Consider the following 17,656-nt stretch of genomic DNA (forward strand, 5'->3'; position numbering starts at 1 on the left):
TATGTCTAAAACTTATTTTACACATGACCATGAATGGCTTAGCGTTGAAGGGCAAGTGGTGACTGTTGGGGTTACGCATTATGCGCAAGAGCAATTAGGGGATTTGGTTTTTGTTGATTTACCACAAAGTGGAACAAAACTTTCCAAAGGAGAGGCGGCGGCTGTTGTAGAATCAGTGAAGGCGGCTTCAGATGTTTATGCTCCTCTTGATGGTGAAGTGGTCGAAATAAATGAAGCCTTGGCTGATAATCCTGAACTGGTAAACCAGAAACCCGAAACAGAAGGCTGGTTATGGAAAATGACATTGCAGGATGAGACACAACTGGAGGGGTTGTTAGATAAAGATGCTTATAAGGCTTTGATTGGATGAGTACCATGATCGAGCGTTCTTTTTCTTCTCGACATATTGGGCTGCGTCCTGATGAAACACAAAAAATGCTTGATGTTTTAGAGCTTGATTGTGTTGATACACTCATTTCTCAAGCTGTTCCACACTCTATCCATTTGGGACGTTCATTGAATCTTCCAGAGGCTGCTAGTGAAGGACAAGCCTTGGAAGAACTCTCCAAGATGATGGAGCGTAACCATGTGCACAAAAGTTTTATTGGGCAAGGATATCATGGAACTTATGTGCCTCCGGTTATTTTACGAAATCTGTTTGAAAACCCTGCTTGGTATACTGCTTATACGCCTTATCAAGCAGAAATTAGCCAAGGTCGTTTAGAGCTTTTATTTTATTTTCAGACATTGGTTAGTGAACTAACAGGTTTGCCTGTTTCTGCTGCTTCCCTTCTTGATGAAGCAACTGCTTTAGCTGAAGCCAATGCCCTTGCTTTTCGCTTTTTCCGTGAGAAAAAAACAAAAATTTCTCTTCAGAGTCTTTTACATCCTCAGATTTTGAGTGTTGCGCAAACGCGTGCTGAAACACAAGGGATTCAGATTAGCCAAAATGGCGAAATTGATTCTGATACAGCGGCAATTGTTTTGTCTTGGCCAGATACAAAAGGCTCTTTTCATGATTACAGTGAGATCATAAAAGAGGCAAAGGAAAAGGGAGCTTTCGTTATCGTTGTGGCTGATCCTTTAGCGCTTACCCTTCAGGAGCCACCTTCTCAATGGGGGGCAGATATCGTTGTTGGCTCTATGCAGCGTTATGGCGTTCCGATGGGATTTGGTGGTCCACATGCTGGTTACCTTGCCGTGAGTGATGCGTTAACGCGTCTTATTCCAGGGCGTATTGTTGGTCAATCCGTGGATACCAAAGGACGCGTTGGTTTTCGTTTAGCTTTGCAAACACGTGAACAACATATTCGGCGCGATAAAGCGACGTCAAATATTTGTACAGCGCAGGCTTTGTTGGCTAATATGGCAACCGCTTATGCTGTTTGGCATGGGCCAAAAGGCTTACAAGAAATTGCGCAGCGAATTCATCATTTAACATGTCGTTTTGTTGCTGGTTTAGAAGCCGCAGGGGTTCATGTTGAAGGGAAAAGCTTTTTTGATTGTGTGAGTATTTCTGTTAAGGGAAAAGCGCGAGAGATTGCGCATCAAGCCAAAATAGGTGGGCGCCTTATTCGTGTTCTCGATGATGACACTATTGCAATCAATTTTGATGAATTATCGACAGAAGAAGATGCTGGTGCTTTAGCGCAGCTTTTTGGGGCAAAATTAGGCGATCAGGTTTCTCCACGACTCTTTGGAAAAAAACGGGATGCTGCTTTTCTTTCTCAGCCTTTTTTTCATGCGGTTCATTCAGAGACAGATATGATGCGCTTTTTGCGTCGTTTAGCGGATAAGGATTTGGCGCTGGATCGCGCTATGATCCCTCTTGGTTCTTGTACAATGAAGCTTAATGCAGCTGCTGAATTGATGCCTGTAAGTTGGGCTAGCATGGCCAATATACACCCCTTTGTTTCACAAGAGGATGCAGCGGGTTATTTGGAGATGATCAACCAGTTAAATGCGTGGTTGTGTGAAATTACAGGATTTGCGCAAGTTTCTTTTCAGCCAAATTCTGGTGCTCAAGGTGAATATGCTGGTCTTTTGGCTATCCGACGATATTACCAATCACGGGGAGAACATCAACGTACAGTTTGTCTTATTCCTGCATCTGCGCATGGTACCAATCCAGCCTCGGCCCATATGGCAGGGATGGAAGTCGTTGTGGTAAAATGTTTAAGCGATGGTGATGTTGATGTAGATGATCTCAAAATGAAAGCGCAATTGCATAAAGATAAATTGGCCGCTCTCATGATTACTTATCCTTCAACCCATGGTGTTTATGAGGAAAGTATTAAGGAAATTTGTTCTATTATTCATGAAAATGGCGGACAAGTTTATTTTGATGGTGCTAATCTCAATGCCCTTGTGGGTCTTGCTCGTCCTGCGGATATTGGCGCTGATGTTTGTCATATGAATCTTCATAAAACATTTGCTATTCCTCATGGTGGTGGTGGTCCTGGTATGGGACCAATTGGAGTTGCAGTGCATCTCAAACCATTCTTACCAGGTCATGAACAGGATGGGACAACACATGCGGTTTCTGCTGCTCCTTATGGAAGTGCGTCTATTCTTGCAATTACATGGATGTATATTCGAATGATGGGGGCTGATGGCTTAAAATATGCAACACAAATAGCCATTTTAAATGCCAATTATATTGCTGCACGTCTTTCAGCTGCTTATTCCATTCTTTATCGGGGCAAGCATGGACGTGTTGCGCACGAATGTATTGTGGATACACGCGTGTTGAAAGAGCAGTATGGGGTGAGTGTTGATGATATTGCAAAACGTCTCATTGATTATGGATTCCATGCGCCTACGATGTCGTTCCCTGTTCCGGGAACTTTAATGATTGAGCCAACGGAATCAGAACCAAAAGCAGAGATTGATCGTTTTTGTGATGCTTTACTCTCTATTGCTGAAGAAGCGAAAAAAGTTGGGAATGGGGTTTGGCCAAAAGACAATAATCCATTGGTGAATGCCCCTCATACAGTGGCTGATACTTTAGATGATGCTTGGGTACGACCCTATTCGCGACAAGAAGCTGCTTTTCCCAACAGTTCTCTTGATCCAGCCAATAAATATTGGCCTCCTGTATCGCGTATTGATAATGTTGCGGGAGACAGAATGCTCATTTGTTCGTGTCCGCCATTGGGAAATACCTATTAAATAACAAATATGTATTTAATTTGTTTATTTGCATAAACAAAAAAGCCCACACATTTTGTGTGGGTTTTGTACTTGTTGATCCTGTTACTATGGAATTATTTGTCTATTTTCTAGAATTTTGCATTGTTTTTTATAACATGAGCAAAATCGAAAAAGTCGACAAAAAGCTGTGTTTTGTCGGCAATAGGCATGCTCTCCTTTGTCTTCTACCGTATGACATGGTTTTAGTGACTAGGCGGCATCGGTCTAGCCAGCTAATTCATGTAAACGAGAGTGAAAACCTATGAGGATAGGATCCCGTCTGTTGCATGTGTTGTGACATACTACTTCTCACTAAGGTGACGACGACTGGTTGTAGAAGAATAAAATCAATTTTAGTGTTTTTGATGATAAAGACACGCGAAACTCTGTTGTTGCATCTTTTCGAGTCAAGAATTGTCTAAATATTTCTCTTTAATCTGCTTTTTATAAATATGACGCAAAAATATGTAAGAACACCTGTCAGAATGAGCAAACGCAAAGCCAAATGTATTATGGTTGTTTTTTACAAGGTATCTTATAAAAAGCCGGCACATCTTTCCACTTCATTGCAAGTCAGTTTGTGACTTTACGGCGCTGTTTTCCTAAGAGCCCGTGTTCTTTCGCTGTTACCTGTAAATCAACATCCAAACTTAACGCAGCGACATGTTTTGAGTCAGAGATTGAAAAAAAAAGAGCTTTATGAGTAGTTCCTGCTGTCTGTCTGATGAGGGCGGGGGATTGCGTATTTCTGTTGACGTAACCTTTGAAACTGGAAGACAATCTCATTTTGGAAAATGTAAAGCTGTAAAGGTGAAAATCAATCCTCAGTTTGTCATCTCCTCTTCATTCAGCTTTGCGGCTTTCAAAAGCATTTAAAGCAATATTTTTTTAATAATGGGGATTACATATTGCTCCATACTTTTATCTATTGTGTTTTTTAGTGGGGGAATGATCCTCATGTAAAACAGAACGCTCCAAAAAGAATATATTTGGGTTGTTAATTCACATGTTTGTTTTAAAGAGATATTTCGCTCCTAATTCCATTTCGTGACGGCGCTTGTGAATGGTGTAAGGTAAATCGATTGATCCCCCAATCTTTACGCTTCATAACGGAGTAAGCCGGCACTATCATACACTTTGCCAGCGCCTAATGTTATAGCTCTTGGCACTATGGTTCATAAGAGGAATTATTCTTTTCTTAAATCATTTTTATCTACACATAGTCCAGCTTGTGGTATGCAAGCGAATGATTTTAATTGGGAAATTAATTTTAAAAACTTTGTAGTAGATTCTTTTTTGTTAATTTATGGGGAAAGGCTAAGTTTTTGTATTTTAGATGAAAGCTACTTCCATAAAACAGTCCATCAACTTGTCTGTTTTGAGATTTCTGTGAATGTACGGTATCTATGACCATTCTATGTGGTTGATTGTTGTAAAATCTTTTGTAAAAGCCCCTCAATTTTCTAAAATGATGATTTTTATCAATTTATTTTTTTAAAGAGTTTTTATGTGTAAATGTATTTATAGCGGGAGCCAAGAGATGTTAGAATTTCATTGGGAAGGGTATCGGCATCTATAGATACTTTTTCAAGTGTTTGATGGGGACCAATGAGTTCTACCCAGTCACCAGTTTGAGGTTTTTGTTCAAGATCGGTCGTATCTACAATAATGGAATCCATAGAAACCCGCCCAACCATGGGAAGTTTGTGCCCGTTGAAATAAACAGTTCCTTTATTCGAAAGAGTACGGAGCCAGCCGTCTGCGTAGCCTATAGAAATGGTTGCAAGAGTGCTTGGTCTGTTGGTTATAAAGCTTTCTGCATAACCAACAGGTGCTCCTATATCAACAACGCGGCTTTGAATGACTTGGGCTTCAAGTTTTAAAACAGGTTTCAAAGGTGATGGGTGTTTTCCCCGCGGATCAACTCCGTAAAGTGCAATGCCTGGACGAACAAGATCAAAATAAAAATCTGATCCTAGAAAGATACCTCCAGAATTGGCAAAGGAAACTTTGCAAGCAGGCAATTGCGCAAGGATCGTTTTGAAAGAAGTCAATTGGGCATAATTTGATGGGTGGGTATCATCTTCTCCGTTAGAAAGATGACTAAGAATATATTTTATTTCTGCTTTTTCGAAAATTGTAGGGTGTTTGATGAGTTTTTGTAATTCTTTTTGATCCAGTCCTAATCGGTTCATATGGGTATCGATTTGAACAATTGCTGGAAATTTTTTATCTTTTTTTTGACAAATTTTTTGCCAATTTTCAATGGCATTCCAAGAGTTTAGAACAGGAACAATACCAGATTGTGCGACAAACTCTTCTGCTAAGTGTGGAAGTCCATTCAGAATGGCAATTGTGACATTTGATGGTAAAATGCTTTTTAATTGGAGTGCTTCTCTGATTTGGGCGACAAAAAAAGTGCGACAACCAGCTTGGTAAAGGGCAGGAGCAATTTTGTGAGCTCCTAATCCATAGGCATTTGCTTTTACAACTGCTGAACATTGTGTTGGAGCTACACGTTTGGCTAAAGTAATATAATTGGCAACAATGGCACTGACATCGATGGTTGCTACAGCTGTATAGAGTGATGTATTTATTTCATCATTAACGGATTTGTTCATTTTAAAAGCTTATCTGTGTTCGTGAAATACGGAGTTTTTTTTGTTGTTTCATTGAGGTTCTTTACGATATAGGGGAAAAACACTATTTGCTATGGTCAAAACCATTAAGAAGCCTATGCTGCCATTAAAGTCGTTTTTTATGTAAAATGGTACTCTGGATATAAGAGATACTTTAGTTTTATTTGTGTTGTTATCAACATGGTATCTTCTAATGATTTGTAAAACATAGACTTTTTTACTTATTTTTCCTCGTTTAGGCATATAAAAAAATAAACATAGTTTATTGTATTGTATCATTTTGAAGAGTGCAATGTTAGACTATTATTGCTGGTGTGATTGTTGTGATTAAATATTGCATTGGCTTCTTATTTAGAGAAGGTAAAATGATTAAATTAACCACGTTAAATCAATGCATTACAAGTTTTCTACCATGAGGGGGAAGATCACTCATCTGTGCAATTTTGGATGTCGTCTCATGCACTTAAAATTATTTTTATTGAATGGAAAACAGTGTGTAAACACTTTTTGATACATTAAAACTGTTGATTTAGAAAACTCGTTGATTTGGATATTATTTGTTTTCAAGATGGATTGGGTATCCAGTGTTTACTTTCTAGTCTTTGATTGGTTTTAAGTGAAATCAATTTTATCGCTTATAGAGTGCACTAGACTCATTTATTTAATTTTGACATAAAAGTGTTAACCTTGAGGCTTTTGTGTTGAGAAAATTGTTGGCAGATGGTTGTGCAAGTACTATATCACGTCAAGGATTCGAAATTTAACGTTCAATAAAGATATGGGGAAGAGTATGAATACGTCTGCTACCAATGTTCCGTCAAGCATCAGCAGCGTTGCAAATTTTCCGATTCCTGAGAATGTGTTCGCCCTTACTGTCCAAGAGGTTTGTCACTATACAGATCGGTTATTTAAATTCCGTCTGAATCGTCCGGAAAGTTTTCGTTTTCGTTCGGGTGAGTTTGTTATGATCGGTTTGCCAAATGCAGAAAAGCCGATTTATCGCGCTTATTCGATTGCAAGTCCCTTTTGGGATGAACAGCTTGAGTTTTTTTCGATAAAAGTTCCAGGGGGACCTTTAACCGAGCATCTCCAAAAAATTAAAATTGGTGATACAGTTCTCATGCGTAAAAAATCTACAGGAACGCTGGTGCTTGATGCTCTTATTCCTGGAAAACGTCTTTATCTTCTTTCAACTGGGACGGGGATTGCTCCTTTTGCAAGCCTTATTCGTGATCCTGAAACTTATGAAAAATTTGCAGAAGTTGTCCTTATTCAAACAACGCGCGAAAAAAATGAGTTAATTTATGCAAAAGATCTTGTTTCCTCTTTGCAACAAGATCTACTCATTGGAGAGTATGCACAACAGTTGAGATTTTATCCTATGACTACTCGTGAAGCTTCTGAGCATATGGGCCGTATTACAACTATGATGGAAAGTGGGGACTTTTTTGAAACAACAGGCCTTCCTAAAATTCATCCTGATGAAGATCGGGTGATGATTTGTGGTTCCATGGCTATGTTAAAAGATTGCGCAAGGATGTGTGAAAGCTTTGGTCTTGTTGAAGGGGCCAATAATGCTCCTGCTACTTATGTTGTAGAGCGCGCTTTTGTGGAGTAATGAGTGGGAAAGTTGATGCTTTATCTTCTTTCAAACCGGTACGGGGTTTTTTCTTTTTGTAAGCTTTATTTGTGAGCCTGACATTTATGAAAAATTTTCAGAAGTTGTTCTTATTAAAATAACGCGCGAAAAGAATGAGTTAATTTATGTAAAAGATCTCGTTTCCTCTTTGCAACAAGATCCACTCATTGTGGGGCATATGCACAACAGCTGAAATTTTATCCTATGACTACTTGTGAGCTTTCTGAGCATATAGGGTGTATTACGACTGTTATGGAGAGTGGGTGCTTTTTTGAAACAAGCGGCTTTGAAACAATAGCTCTCCCAAAATTCATCCTGATGAAGATCGGGTGATGATTTATGGTTTTATGGCAGTGTTAAAAGATTGCGCAAGGATGTGTGAAAGCTTTGGTCTTGTTGAAGGGACTGATATTCTTGCACATTACATTATATTGTAGAAAGAGCTTTTTTCGAGGGAGAGGGAAGTTGTGATGCGGTATATGCTAATGCAGTAATCGAATCCCAATCACTTATTGCAATGAGTTTTTGGGGCGCTATCCAAGAACCTCCAACGCAGAAGACATTGGGCAGTTGGAGCCATTGTGGTGCACTTTTTTGTGTAATACCGCCTGTTGGGCAAAACCAGATATCAGAGAAGGGAGATGCTAAAGCTTCGATGAAGGAAATACCTCCAGCAGCTTCAGCAGGGAAAAATTTAAGATATGAATAGCCTTTGTTTAATGCTTGCATGAGTTCACTTGGGGTCATTGCACCGGGAAGAAGGGGAATTTCACTATTTTTTGCACAATTGATTAGTTCATTAGATAATCCGGGGCTTACAATAAACTTGGCTCCAGCTTGTTCGGCTTTTTCGTAATGTGTTGTGTTGAGAATTGTGCCGGCTCCAACAATTGCTTCAGGGACTTCTTGTGTAATTTTCTGAATTGCTTTGAGGGCATTTGGTGTTCGCAAGGTGATCTCAATTGTTTTTAATCCACCTTTGACAAGAGCGCGTGTTAAAGGTACAGCACTTTGTAGATTGTCAATGAGTAAAACAGGTATGACAGTTTGTCCTTGGAGATATAATAAAAGCTTTTCTCTTTTTTGGCACATGATATTTTTTCTTCTTGGAGATGATATTATTTGTATCGTTTGATTAAGCACAATATGTTAAAGAGTACATGAATAAATCTTGAAATTGAATGAAACGCGCGTTATGGCAAAACACATGGAAAAGAATTTTAAAGTTGCTGCACTTTATTGCTTTGCAGATTTGAAGCATTATCATCAATTACAAAAACCTTTGCAGGATTTATGTCAAGCAAAGGATATCAAAGGCACTCTGCTTTTAGCACAAGAGGGAATTAATGGAACAGTTGCTGGTTCTTGTGCGGCAATTGAGGCATTGGTGGACTTTATTATGGCTGAGTCAGCGTTTCAAACGCCGGAGATTAAATATTCATGGGCATCAAAAATGCCTTTTCATCGCATGAAAGTGCGGTTGAAAAAAGAGATTGTGACAATGGGGGTTGAAGGGGTTGATCCGCTAAAAGTTGTTGGTACGTATGTGGATCCTGAAGATTGGAATGCTCTTATTCAAGATGAAGAGACAATTTTAATCGATACGCGTAATGATTATGAATATGCAATAGGGAGTTTTCAAGGAGCGATTGATCCGCAGATTAAAACATTTCGCGAATTTCCTGAATGGGTGCGTAAACATGAGGCTGAGTTAAAGAAAAAAAAGAAAATTGCCATGTTTTGTACAGGTGGTATTCGGTGTGAAAAATCAACAGCTTATGTTCGTGATCTTGGTTATGAGCAAGTCTACCATCTAAAAGGAGGTATTCTAAAATATTTAGAAAAAATTCCAAAAGAGAAAAGTTTATGGTGGGGTGAGTGTTTTGTTTTTGATGAGCGTGTTTCTGTTCAACATGGTCTTGAAGAATGTGGACGCGAATTATGTCGCGCGTGTCGTTCTCCTCTTAATGCTGAAAGCAAATTATCGCCTCATTATGAGGAAGGTGTTTCCTGTGATGCTTGTTATAACACGCGTAGTGAAGCCGATAGAGAGCGCTTTCGTGAGCGCCATAGGCAATTTCAATTGTTGAAGTTGCGTGCAATTGATTCTCATCAAGGGACATAAGGATATCGCAGTGTAGAGTTTTAAGTTGTAGCGTTTTTCTCTTAAATTTAAGAGAAGAGTTTTTTAATATTGGTAGAAAAATATTTTATAAGACCGGATATTATTCGGTCTTTTTGTTTATGTTAAATTATTTGACTTATAAATAGTCATTATAGATTGTTTACTTTCTTTGACTTTATAGGATTGAGTATTTCAAATACTTTTCATTTTAAAATAGAAAAGCCGTTCACCAACAGCGCAGAGGAGGGAGATTATAGTTTAAGAGAAAAGCGTATGAATAAGATGTGATTAAAAAGCAGATGCTAGGTGGAAAAATAAAATGATAATAGGAGTTTATGATTTCAGAATTTAATATAATACATTAATTTATTATTCATTTGAATAAAAGAGTTCAATATTGTGAACTTTGTTGCTTTCAGATTAGATGAGAACGAATCGCGTAAAATTCATTCACTTGTACGTTGCAAATGGGAGTAACGTGTGGACAAAAATCATTTTAGATAAGGTGTTATGAAACATTTCAATGTAGGAGTTTCTGCAATATTGGGAGTTGGCAGATAGAATGGGAGCGTTTGTTTTTAATTTCATAAGTATAAAGAGGGTGAGATGTAGTTGATCTATATCATACAAGCTATATTATACGGGGAATTCTTCATGATATTTTGCTTAAGCGATGCTGTGAAATGAATGTGGAAGCAGGGATGTTTTTTAGGATGTAAATGAGAAAGATAATGGTGTTTTGTTGGGGGAAGGACACGTTATCTTTAAAGACTATGGTGCTTCAGTCGTTACTATCCTCAGTCTTCAATGTTGGTCATCTTTGCATTTGAGAGGATATATAAGAGGTACTCCTTTTTTCAATTGTTTTTTATTTGTGATGCGCAAAAGAATGATTTTAATTGATTCATTGTAAGAGGGTTGAAATAAGAGGATTTTATAATGGGATTTTTGTTTAAGGGTACAATAATAAATTATCATTATAAATTAATGTTTTGAGTAATTTATTTGCGTTATTTTCTGCTGCAGATATTAGGAGATAGAATAGGGTAAAGAAACGAGGGGCTTTAAACGCAAGACAGTGATTTATGTTGTACGGATAATGTAAGGGTGTGATCTCATGAAAGCGGATGGATGGCTTTGTCTGGGGGAGAGTGTTGTTTTTTCGCATCATTTTATCTTTAAGAATTAAAAAATGTTTAAAATTAAAAAAATGATTGAAATGAGAAAGAATTCGTTTTATAGGATGCCTTGCCCAAAGTCGCACGTGCCTGTGGGTGTCCGCTGGTTCTCAAATGGTGAGATTAACCGGTACGGTACCTGGAACTAACCGCTCCAGTCATTCTTACAGCCAATTGCAAGAATGAGGACATCTTGAAGCAACGACGGTGCGGGCCTTTCTGGTGTCTTCCAGCTTTTAAATGCTGGGATAACTATAGAGGCACACCTCATTGCCTTCAGTGCGGAAGTGGTTTTCTCAACTCCAATCAAAAAGGCATATAAAATAGAATAACGCGGTTTCGCGCTGTTCTTTCGCAGCATGCAATGCTAATTTCTGGTTTTTTGTAATCAGAATGGGGATGGTTGTTGTGTGTTTTTTGTCCTTTAGCTTTTGGCAGCTTTGGCTGTCTAAGCATAGAGTGGGGGAGCGTTCCCTCAAGGAGAATTGCAGATGGCAACGCAACGTATTCGCGATTTTCTTGCAACACATCGTTCTGAAGGTCCATGCTTAATTGTTGACCTTGATGTTGTTCGTGACAACTATTTAAATTTTGAAAAAGCTCTGCCGCAGTCTCGTATTTTTTACGCAATAAAGGCAAATCCAGCTCCTGAAATCTTGCGTTTGCTGAGTTCTTTAGGATCTTCTTTTGATGCGGCTTCTGTTGCAGAAATTGAAATGGCTTTAAAAGCAGGTGCAACGCCAGAGCGTATTTCTTTTGGAAATACGATTAAAAAAGAGCGTGATATTGCACGAGCATATGCATTGGGAGTTTCACTTTATGCCGTTGATTGTGTTGAAGAAGTGGAAAAAATTGCGCGTGTTGCTCCAGGAGTGCGTGTTTTTTGCCGTGTTCTTACCGATGGCAAAGGTGCAGAGTGGCCATTGTCACGCAAATTTGGTTGTGTTCCAGAAATGGCGGTTGATGTTCTAAGACGGGCACACCAATTGGGTTTGCAAGCCTATGGTGTTTCTTTTCATGTTGGATCTCAGCAGGTTGATTTGAGTGCGTGGGATCGTGCTTTATCAGATGCTTCTACAGTTTTTAAGCGCTTGGAACAAGAAGGCATTTCACTAAGGTTGGTGAATATGGGCGGCGGTTTTCCAACGCGTTATTTGAAAGATGTCCCTACAGAACAAGCTTATGGTACAGCAGTTTTTGATTCATTGAAAAAGCATTTTGGTAATCGTATCCCTGAGACGATTATTGAGCCAGGACGTGCGATGGTTGGCAATGCTGGTGTTATTCGTACAGAAGTTGTTCTAATATCTAAAAAAGCTGATAATGATAATGTACGATGGGTTTATCTTGATATTGGAAAATTTAATGGTCTTGCTGAGACTATGGATGAAGCCATTCGTTATCCTATTGAGACACCTCATGATGATAAGGTAATGGAGCCTTGTATTTTGGCTGGACCAACATGCGATTCGGCAGATGTTCTCTATGAAAAAACACCTTATCCGCTTCCTCTATCCCTAACGATAGGAGATGAAATATTGATTCATGGAACGGGTGCTTACACAACAACTTACGCATCGGTTGCTTTTAATGGTTTTGAGCCTTTACGATCATATGTAATCTGAGGTTTCCTTTTAACTATAGTTTTTTTAGACTTTTTGCTATGCTCGTCATGGCGCTATAAGAGGGCGGTCATTGAGATGAACATGATGAACTTTCAAACAAAAGATGGGGCATGTTTTACACTTTTATTGGAGCAAGAAACCGATAAGCCTTATCGAGAAATTTTGCTTGATTCAACGATGGGGTGTGGACGTAAACGTAAATCATCAGAGGCTTTACGTCGTGGACGGTTAGCTGCTCAAGGGCTTTCTTTTGTGGTTAAAAATGCGCTTGGAGAGCTTGTGGGAAGTGTCCGTCTTTGGCATGTTTCTTTTTCTAAAAGAAAAAATAAAACACAACATGCTTTACTTTTGGGCCCCTTGGCTGTTGCATCTGAATGTGCTGGTATGGGAATAGGATCAATTTTAGTCCGCCATGCAATTGAAACGGCAAAAAAATTGGGATATGGCGCCATTTTGCTGGTAGGGGATTTTGAATTTTATCAACGTTTTGGCTTTTCAAATAGTTTAACAGAAAATTTGGCAATGCCTGGTCCTTACGAAAAGCATCGCTTTCAAGCGTTGGAACTGATACCACATTATCTTTCTGGGTGTTATGGCACTTTGGTTCCTAGTGGAGAACGAGAAGTTTCAAATCGTTTTCAGCATCATAAAGTGGCTTGAAGATAGTGTTTATTTGTTTTTTAACAGCTGGCATTGAGGAGAGCATACTGTTTTGGCTAGAGCCAAAGTATTTAGCGGCACAAAGTTTTTGGGGAGTTGTATTGCGATTTTATTATATGGCTGGTTTCTTATTTTTGATAATTTCAGTTAAGTGAGTAAGAATATATTTTAAGCTCATTTTTTGAAATAGCGTCCTATTTTATAATATTAAAGGAACCGGATTTTTGAGTGGTTTTGTATTCTTTTAAAGCCAGTATCATCATACATTTTCCAGTTTTTAATATCGTTGGTAGATCTTGCATCGAAACGGTTGGATATTTTACTTTTTTCTTAAACAGTTTTTGTTTCTTTGCTTTTTATGTGCAAGGGAATGGTTTTGATTGATTCAATAGAGAGATATTTTGAGAAATTTTATACAATTTTAGCGCTTGTTGAAAAAGAAAAAACTGCAGCAGTAGAATCAAAATTGTAAGTATCAGCTTTTTTTAAAGAGTGTAAAAAAATAAAATTACATGTTTAAAAGCAGCTTTTTTGAAAAAAATATATCATTACTTTTTTGCTATAAAGGTAAATCGTTTTGCAATTGGCATGAGAGGATCAAATACAAAATGATTTTTTCATGTAAAATTTTGCATTCAGAATCAAAAAACGTTGCTCTACACATTATAAGGGAAATAGGTGTGTGAATAAAAATCACAAGAATCATAAATCTTTTATGAATATTCTTGTAAGACTTAAAAGAGTAAAGGGCAAAGAATCTTTTAATCGTTTGTGCCCTATGGTGATAAATCAAAAATCTTATAGAAATAGCTGCTTTATCTTTATAGTGTGGAGCACGTTAGGTAAGATCTTTGTTTACCGATCATCTAAAACAATTTTTGTATGCGAGAAATTATTGTAAAAGTGCGTAAAGAGCCCGCATTGAAAAGAATTTTTATCAGAATAATCATTTAGAATCACATATTTATTTATACTGTCTCTTGAGAAAAGATAAAGTGCATAGGAAGCGAGGAAAGTGATAAGGATAAAAAATATTTCTCAATTGTAATTAAGCTTAGTGATTTGGTGGTGAATCCATGAGAGGTGGTATTTTTTTGAGAAACATGGTCATAAATGTCAAAACACCAAAGATGATGGTTATGATAAAGAAAATATCACTAAAAGCCATAATCATTGCTTGTATGCGTACCATATTAAACAATTGAGAAAGAGCCAGGGTATAGGAATCAAAGGTTTCTGTTTTGAATAATAAAATAAGCTTTGAAAGCATTTCAGTTGCTTGTCTGTTTGCGTGGTTAAGGGTTTCGGCTATTCGTTCATAATGGAAGTCCGTGCGTTTTGTCATGAGCGTGCTGATAATGGCAAGTCCCACAGCACCACCTAGATTCCGTGTGAGATTAAAGAGTCCAGAAGCATTTTGCATTCGTTCTGGTGGGAGTGTTCCCAATGCAATATTATTAATAGGAACCATACATAACATTACAGAAGCACCACGGAAAACTTGCGGCCAAAAAAGCTGCCAAAAATCCCACTTATCTGTGATAGCGCTTGCCATCCAAGTGCCTATTGCAAAACCAAAAAGTCCTATTGCCATCATTAAACGTGCATCCATTCGTGCTGAAAGGAATCCTGCAAGGGGAGCCGTTAATAACATGACGAATCCTGAAAGAAACAATGTTTCTCCAATCATAAGGGCATCATAATGGCGAATTTGGCTCAAATAGACAGGATAAAGGTACGTGAGTCCATAAAGACCTATCCCCAGTGAAAAGGAAAAAATGGATGCAGCTGAAAAATTAAAATTAGAAAAAGTAGAGAGATCTACAATGGGTTCTTTTGCTGTAAAAGCACGCCAGAAGAACAAGGCGGCAGCAAGAATCATGATAATAAATAAATTCCGAACCAGCCTATCATTCAGCCAATCATGACGTGCGCCTTCTTCTAGTACATACTCTAAAGTTCCTAGAAAAACAGCCATAGAAATGAGCCCCAACCAGTCAAATTTAGCCATGAGAGATGGATTTGCTTTATCAAAATCAATCAATTTCCAAGCGAGAATTGAAATGATAATCCCAAAAGGCACATTAATGAGAAAAAGCCAGTGCCATGATAAGATATGACAAAGATAACCTCCGACCGTTGGACCAATAGTGGGGGCTAATGTTGCGACTAGTCCAACAATAGGGGTAACAATTGGGCGTTTAGAAGGAGGAAAAAGAACATAAGAGGCGACAAAAACGCTTGGGATAATTCCTCCACCAATAAAACCTTGCAATGCACGGTAGATAATCATCTCTCCAATAGATGTTGCTGTTGCACAAAGAACAGAAGTAATCGTAAACCCGATCGCTGATATGGTGAAGAAAACACGTGTTGAAAGCAATCTTCCTAAGAATCCAGAAAGGGGCAACATGATGACTTCAGCGATGAGATAGGAGGTTTGAACCCATGAAATTTCTTCAGAGCTTGCAGAAAGACCAGCTTGAACTTCGGCTAAAGAGGAGGCAACGATTTGTATATCCAAAATCGCCATGAACATGCCAAAGGCCATAACTATGAAAATCACAATGTTACGGATTTCTATGCGCTCTTGAGACTGTATGGGCTTTGGTATTGAAGATGTCATAATAATGAGGTCATTTGCTTGTTATTATAAGAGACTTTTATCTTGTGGTTTTGTACGTGTATCAACTTCTACTGAAACACTCATTCCTGCTCGGATATGTCCGGTCTTTAAGACTTCTTCTGGAATAGAAATACGTACGGGAATGCGTTGGACAATCTTTGTAAAGTTACCGGTAGCGTTTTGTGGAGGAAGAAGAGAAAAAACAGCACCTGTTGCGGGTGAAATAGAAAGCACTGTTCCTGTAAAGACCTCCTTTTTGAAGGCATCAACAGAAATATAAGCCTTTTGTCCCGCATGAATATTTTGCAACTGTGTTTCTTTATAGTTTGCTTCAATATAAAGTGCATTGATGGGGACTAACGCTGCAAGACGTTGGCCATTTACAACAAAATCTCCCGTTTTTGCTGTTAAATTTCCTATGATTCCATCAAATGGCGCGCGTATAATAGTTGAATCAAGATCACGTTGTGCTTTTTCACGTGTGAGCTCTAAACTCTTTGTTTGGCTTTCTGTTTCACTTCGTTGTGCTTCTAGTACTCGAATATTGGCGCGTGCTGCAGCGATTTGTGCATCTGCACGGTTAACATTTGCGATAGCTTGTTCATAAGCTGATTTGGCATCATCAACATTAGATTGAGGAGCATAACGATTGGCTTTCAGTTCTGTTACACGTTTTAAGGTGAGTTGTGCATTGGTTGCTATGGCTGAAGCGGCTGCTTTTTGCGCTTTTGCATCATCTAAAGCACTATGAGCGGCTGTGATTTGTGCATCAATGCGTAGAAGTGTTTTTTTCTGTGTGTCAAGATGCGCTTCTGTTTGATCCAAGGCTATTTGATAATCACCATTGTCTAAGTAAAATAAAATGTCGTCCTTTTTTACAACTTGGTTGGCTTTAATGGCAATTTTTTCAATATATCCATTTAATTTAGTCGCAATAGCGGCTATATCTCCTTGCACATAGGCATCTTCAGTGGATAGCATATAACGCCATTGCGTTATCCATTTGTAGCTAAACCAAAGCACAAAAAGTGCAAAGACAATAAGAAGAGCCTTGATTACTTTCTTTTGTTGCGTTTTATTGAAATTTTTGGTTGAAAAAATTGTCTCAGCTACGGACATGATTTTATACTTTCAATATTTATGTTCCAATGAATATAATAAACCCATCACTAAGATCGGGTGATATACATGCACGGACGATAAGAGCTTTTCAAACAATAAGGCGATCCCTGGTACATAATGCTAAATATATAAACTTGCAAGTTAGAGATCTTGTTTTCAAGTTAGCGGTCTTATTTTATTGCGCATTTTTTACAAAGACCTCGTACTTCTAGGGTGCTTTTATGTGCTTGGAAGTCAACAGCTTGAACCATCTGTTTTAAACTTGATACAATCGTTTGATCTTGTATTTCGTTGACTGTGCCACAGTTTTCGCAAATTATAAACGTTGTAAGTTCATGTTGACAGTTTTCGGGGTGTAAACAGACCATAAAGGCATTTACACTTTCAAGACGATGAATACACTTTAACTGTACGAGTTTTTCTAACGCACGATAAACTTGGAGAGGTGCGCGAAAACCTTCTTCGCGTAAGTGATTGAGAATCGCATAAGCACTTAAAGGCCCTTTTGCATTTTTTAAAGTATTTAAAACCAATGTTTGGTTACGCGTCAGTTTAGATGACATTGACATCTTCCTTTTGCTCCCATGGAAAAGCATAAAGCGTGTAAGATATTTATGCAATGGTGATTATATAATATGTACTCTATCTTTAGCCTTTTACATGACATCCTTGCGATATGTAAGAAAAGTTACAATCGTTGTGAGGGGGAGGGGTATTATAATCTGAAAGCCGCCGCTATCGGGCATGAAACTTTTATACGCTTCTTATTTTTCCAATAATGTCTTGAAATAGGATTTTTTGTTCAATATTTTATTGGTAAAGTTTGGGTTATTTTATTTAAAAAAAAATA

Annotated in this window: 12 protein-coding genes and 1 pseudogene; 8 read left to right on the top strand and 5 right to left on the bottom strand. The window is 38.2% G+C overall.

Features of this window, described 5'->3' with window-relative positions; genetic code table 11:
* Position 1 precedes the first annotated feature (1 nt).
* The 3 genes from gcvH to ACFILT_RS00095 all read left to right on the top strand — a co-directional run bounded on the left by gcvH (position 2) and on the right by ACFILT_RS00095 (position 4,068).
* Entirely contained in the window at positions 2–370 is a 369-nt protein-coding gene (gene gcvH, locus ACFILT_RS00085) for a glycine cleavage system protein GcvH (RefSeq protein WP_375612294.1), read from the top strand.
* Positions 371–375: 5 nt separating this feature from the next.
* Positions 376–3,171 (top strand): aminomethyl-transferring glycine dehydrogenase, encoded by a 2,796-nt coding sequence (gene gcvP / locus ACFILT_RS00090; protein WP_375678939.1) that lies wholly within the window; start codon positions 376–378, stop codon positions 3,169–3,171.
* A 720-nt stretch (positions 3,172–3,891) separates the two neighbouring features.
* A complete protein-coding gene (locus ACFILT_RS00095) occupies positions 3,892–4,068 on the top strand; it encodes a hypothetical protein (protein ID WP_375641040.1) in 177 nt (58 codons plus the stop codon).
* 629 nt (positions 4,069–4,697) lie between these two features.
* Here ACFILT_RS00095 and alr read toward each other — a convergent pair.
* On the bottom strand, positions 4,698–5,813 hold the full coding sequence (gene alr / locus ACFILT_RS00100) for an alanine racemase (protein ID WP_375612295.1): 1,116 nt from the start codon (positions 5,811–5,813) through the stop codon (positions 4,698–4,700).
* 808 nt (positions 5,814–6,621) lie between these two features.
* Here alr and ACFILT_RS00105 point away from each other — a divergent pair.
* On the top strand, positions 6,622–7,449 hold the full coding sequence (locus ACFILT_RS00105) for a ferredoxin--NADP reductase (RefSeq protein ID WP_375678933.1): 828 nt from the start codon (positions 6,622–6,624) through the stop codon (positions 7,447–7,449).
* A 34-nt stretch (positions 7,450–7,483) separates the two neighbouring features.
* Positions 7,484–7,918 (top strand): annotated as a pseudogene (locus tag ACFILT_RS00110) (ferredoxin--NADP reductase); the annotation flags it as partial.
* On the opposite strand, the gene eda reads toward ACFILT_RS00110, so the two are convergent.
* Entirely contained in the window at positions 7,897–8,562 is a 666-nt protein-coding gene (gene eda / locus ACFILT_RS00115; protein ID WP_375678934.1) for a bifunctional 4-hydroxy-2-oxoglutarate aldolase/2-dehydro-3-deoxy-phosphogluconate aldolase, read from the bottom strand. The pseudogene ACFILT_RS00110 and the gene eda sit on opposite strands and share 22 nt — an antisense overlap.
* A gap of 115 nt (positions 8,563–8,677) precedes the next feature.
* Here eda and ACFILT_RS00120 point away from each other — a divergent pair, with 115 nt between their 5' ends.
* The 3 genes from ACFILT_RS00120 to ACFILT_RS00130 all read left to right on the top strand — a co-directional run bounded on the left by ACFILT_RS00120 (position 8,678) and on the right by ACFILT_RS00130 (position 13,058).
* Positions 8,678–9,595 carry a rhodanese-related sulfurtransferase gene (locus tag ACFILT_RS00120; RefSeq protein WP_375678935.1) on the top strand — a complete coding sequence of 306 codons (918 nt, stop codon included), beginning with the start codon at positions 8,678–8,680 and terminating at the stop codon, positions 9,593–9,595.
* Between the two features lie 1,669 nt (positions 9,596–11,264).
* A complete protein-coding gene (locus tag ACFILT_RS00125; protein WP_375679401.1) occupies positions 11,265–12,398 on the top strand; it encodes a type III PLP-dependent enzyme in 1,134 nt (377 codons plus the stop codon).
* Positions 12,399–12,473: 75 nt separating this feature from the next.
* Positions 12,474–13,058, top strand: coding sequence for a GNAT family N-acetyltransferase (locus tag ACFILT_RS00130; protein WP_375629872.1), 585 nt, complete (start codon positions 12,474–12,476; stop codon positions 13,056–13,058).
* Between the two features lie 1,054 nt (positions 13,059–14,112).
* On the opposite strand, the gene ACFILT_RS00135 is transcribed toward ACFILT_RS00130, so the two are convergent.
* From ACFILT_RS00135 to ACFILT_RS00145, 3 genes are all read right to left on the bottom strand, one after another.
* Positions 14,113–15,684, bottom strand: coding sequence for a DHA2 family efflux MFS transporter permease subunit (locus ACFILT_RS00135; protein ID WP_375679402.1), 1,572 nt, complete (start codon positions 15,682–15,684; stop codon positions 14,113–14,115).
* A 24-nt stretch (positions 15,685–15,708) separates the two neighbouring features.
* Entirely contained in the window at positions 15,709–16,803 is a 1,095-nt protein-coding gene (locus ACFILT_RS00140; protein ID WP_375679403.1) for an HlyD family secretion protein, read from the bottom strand.
* A 173-nt stretch (positions 16,804–16,976) separates the two neighbouring features.
* Entirely contained in the window at positions 16,977–17,369 is a 393-nt protein-coding gene (locus ACFILT_RS00145) for a Fur family transcriptional regulator (protein WP_375629863.1), read from the bottom strand.
* Positions 17,370–17,656 lie beyond the last annotated feature (287 nt).

This window comes from Bartonella sp. AP7XZML (genome assembly GCF_042195745.1).
In the GTDB taxonomy this organism is placed as follows: Bacteria; Pseudomonadota; Alphaproteobacteria; order Rhizobiales; family Rhizobiaceae; genus Bartonella.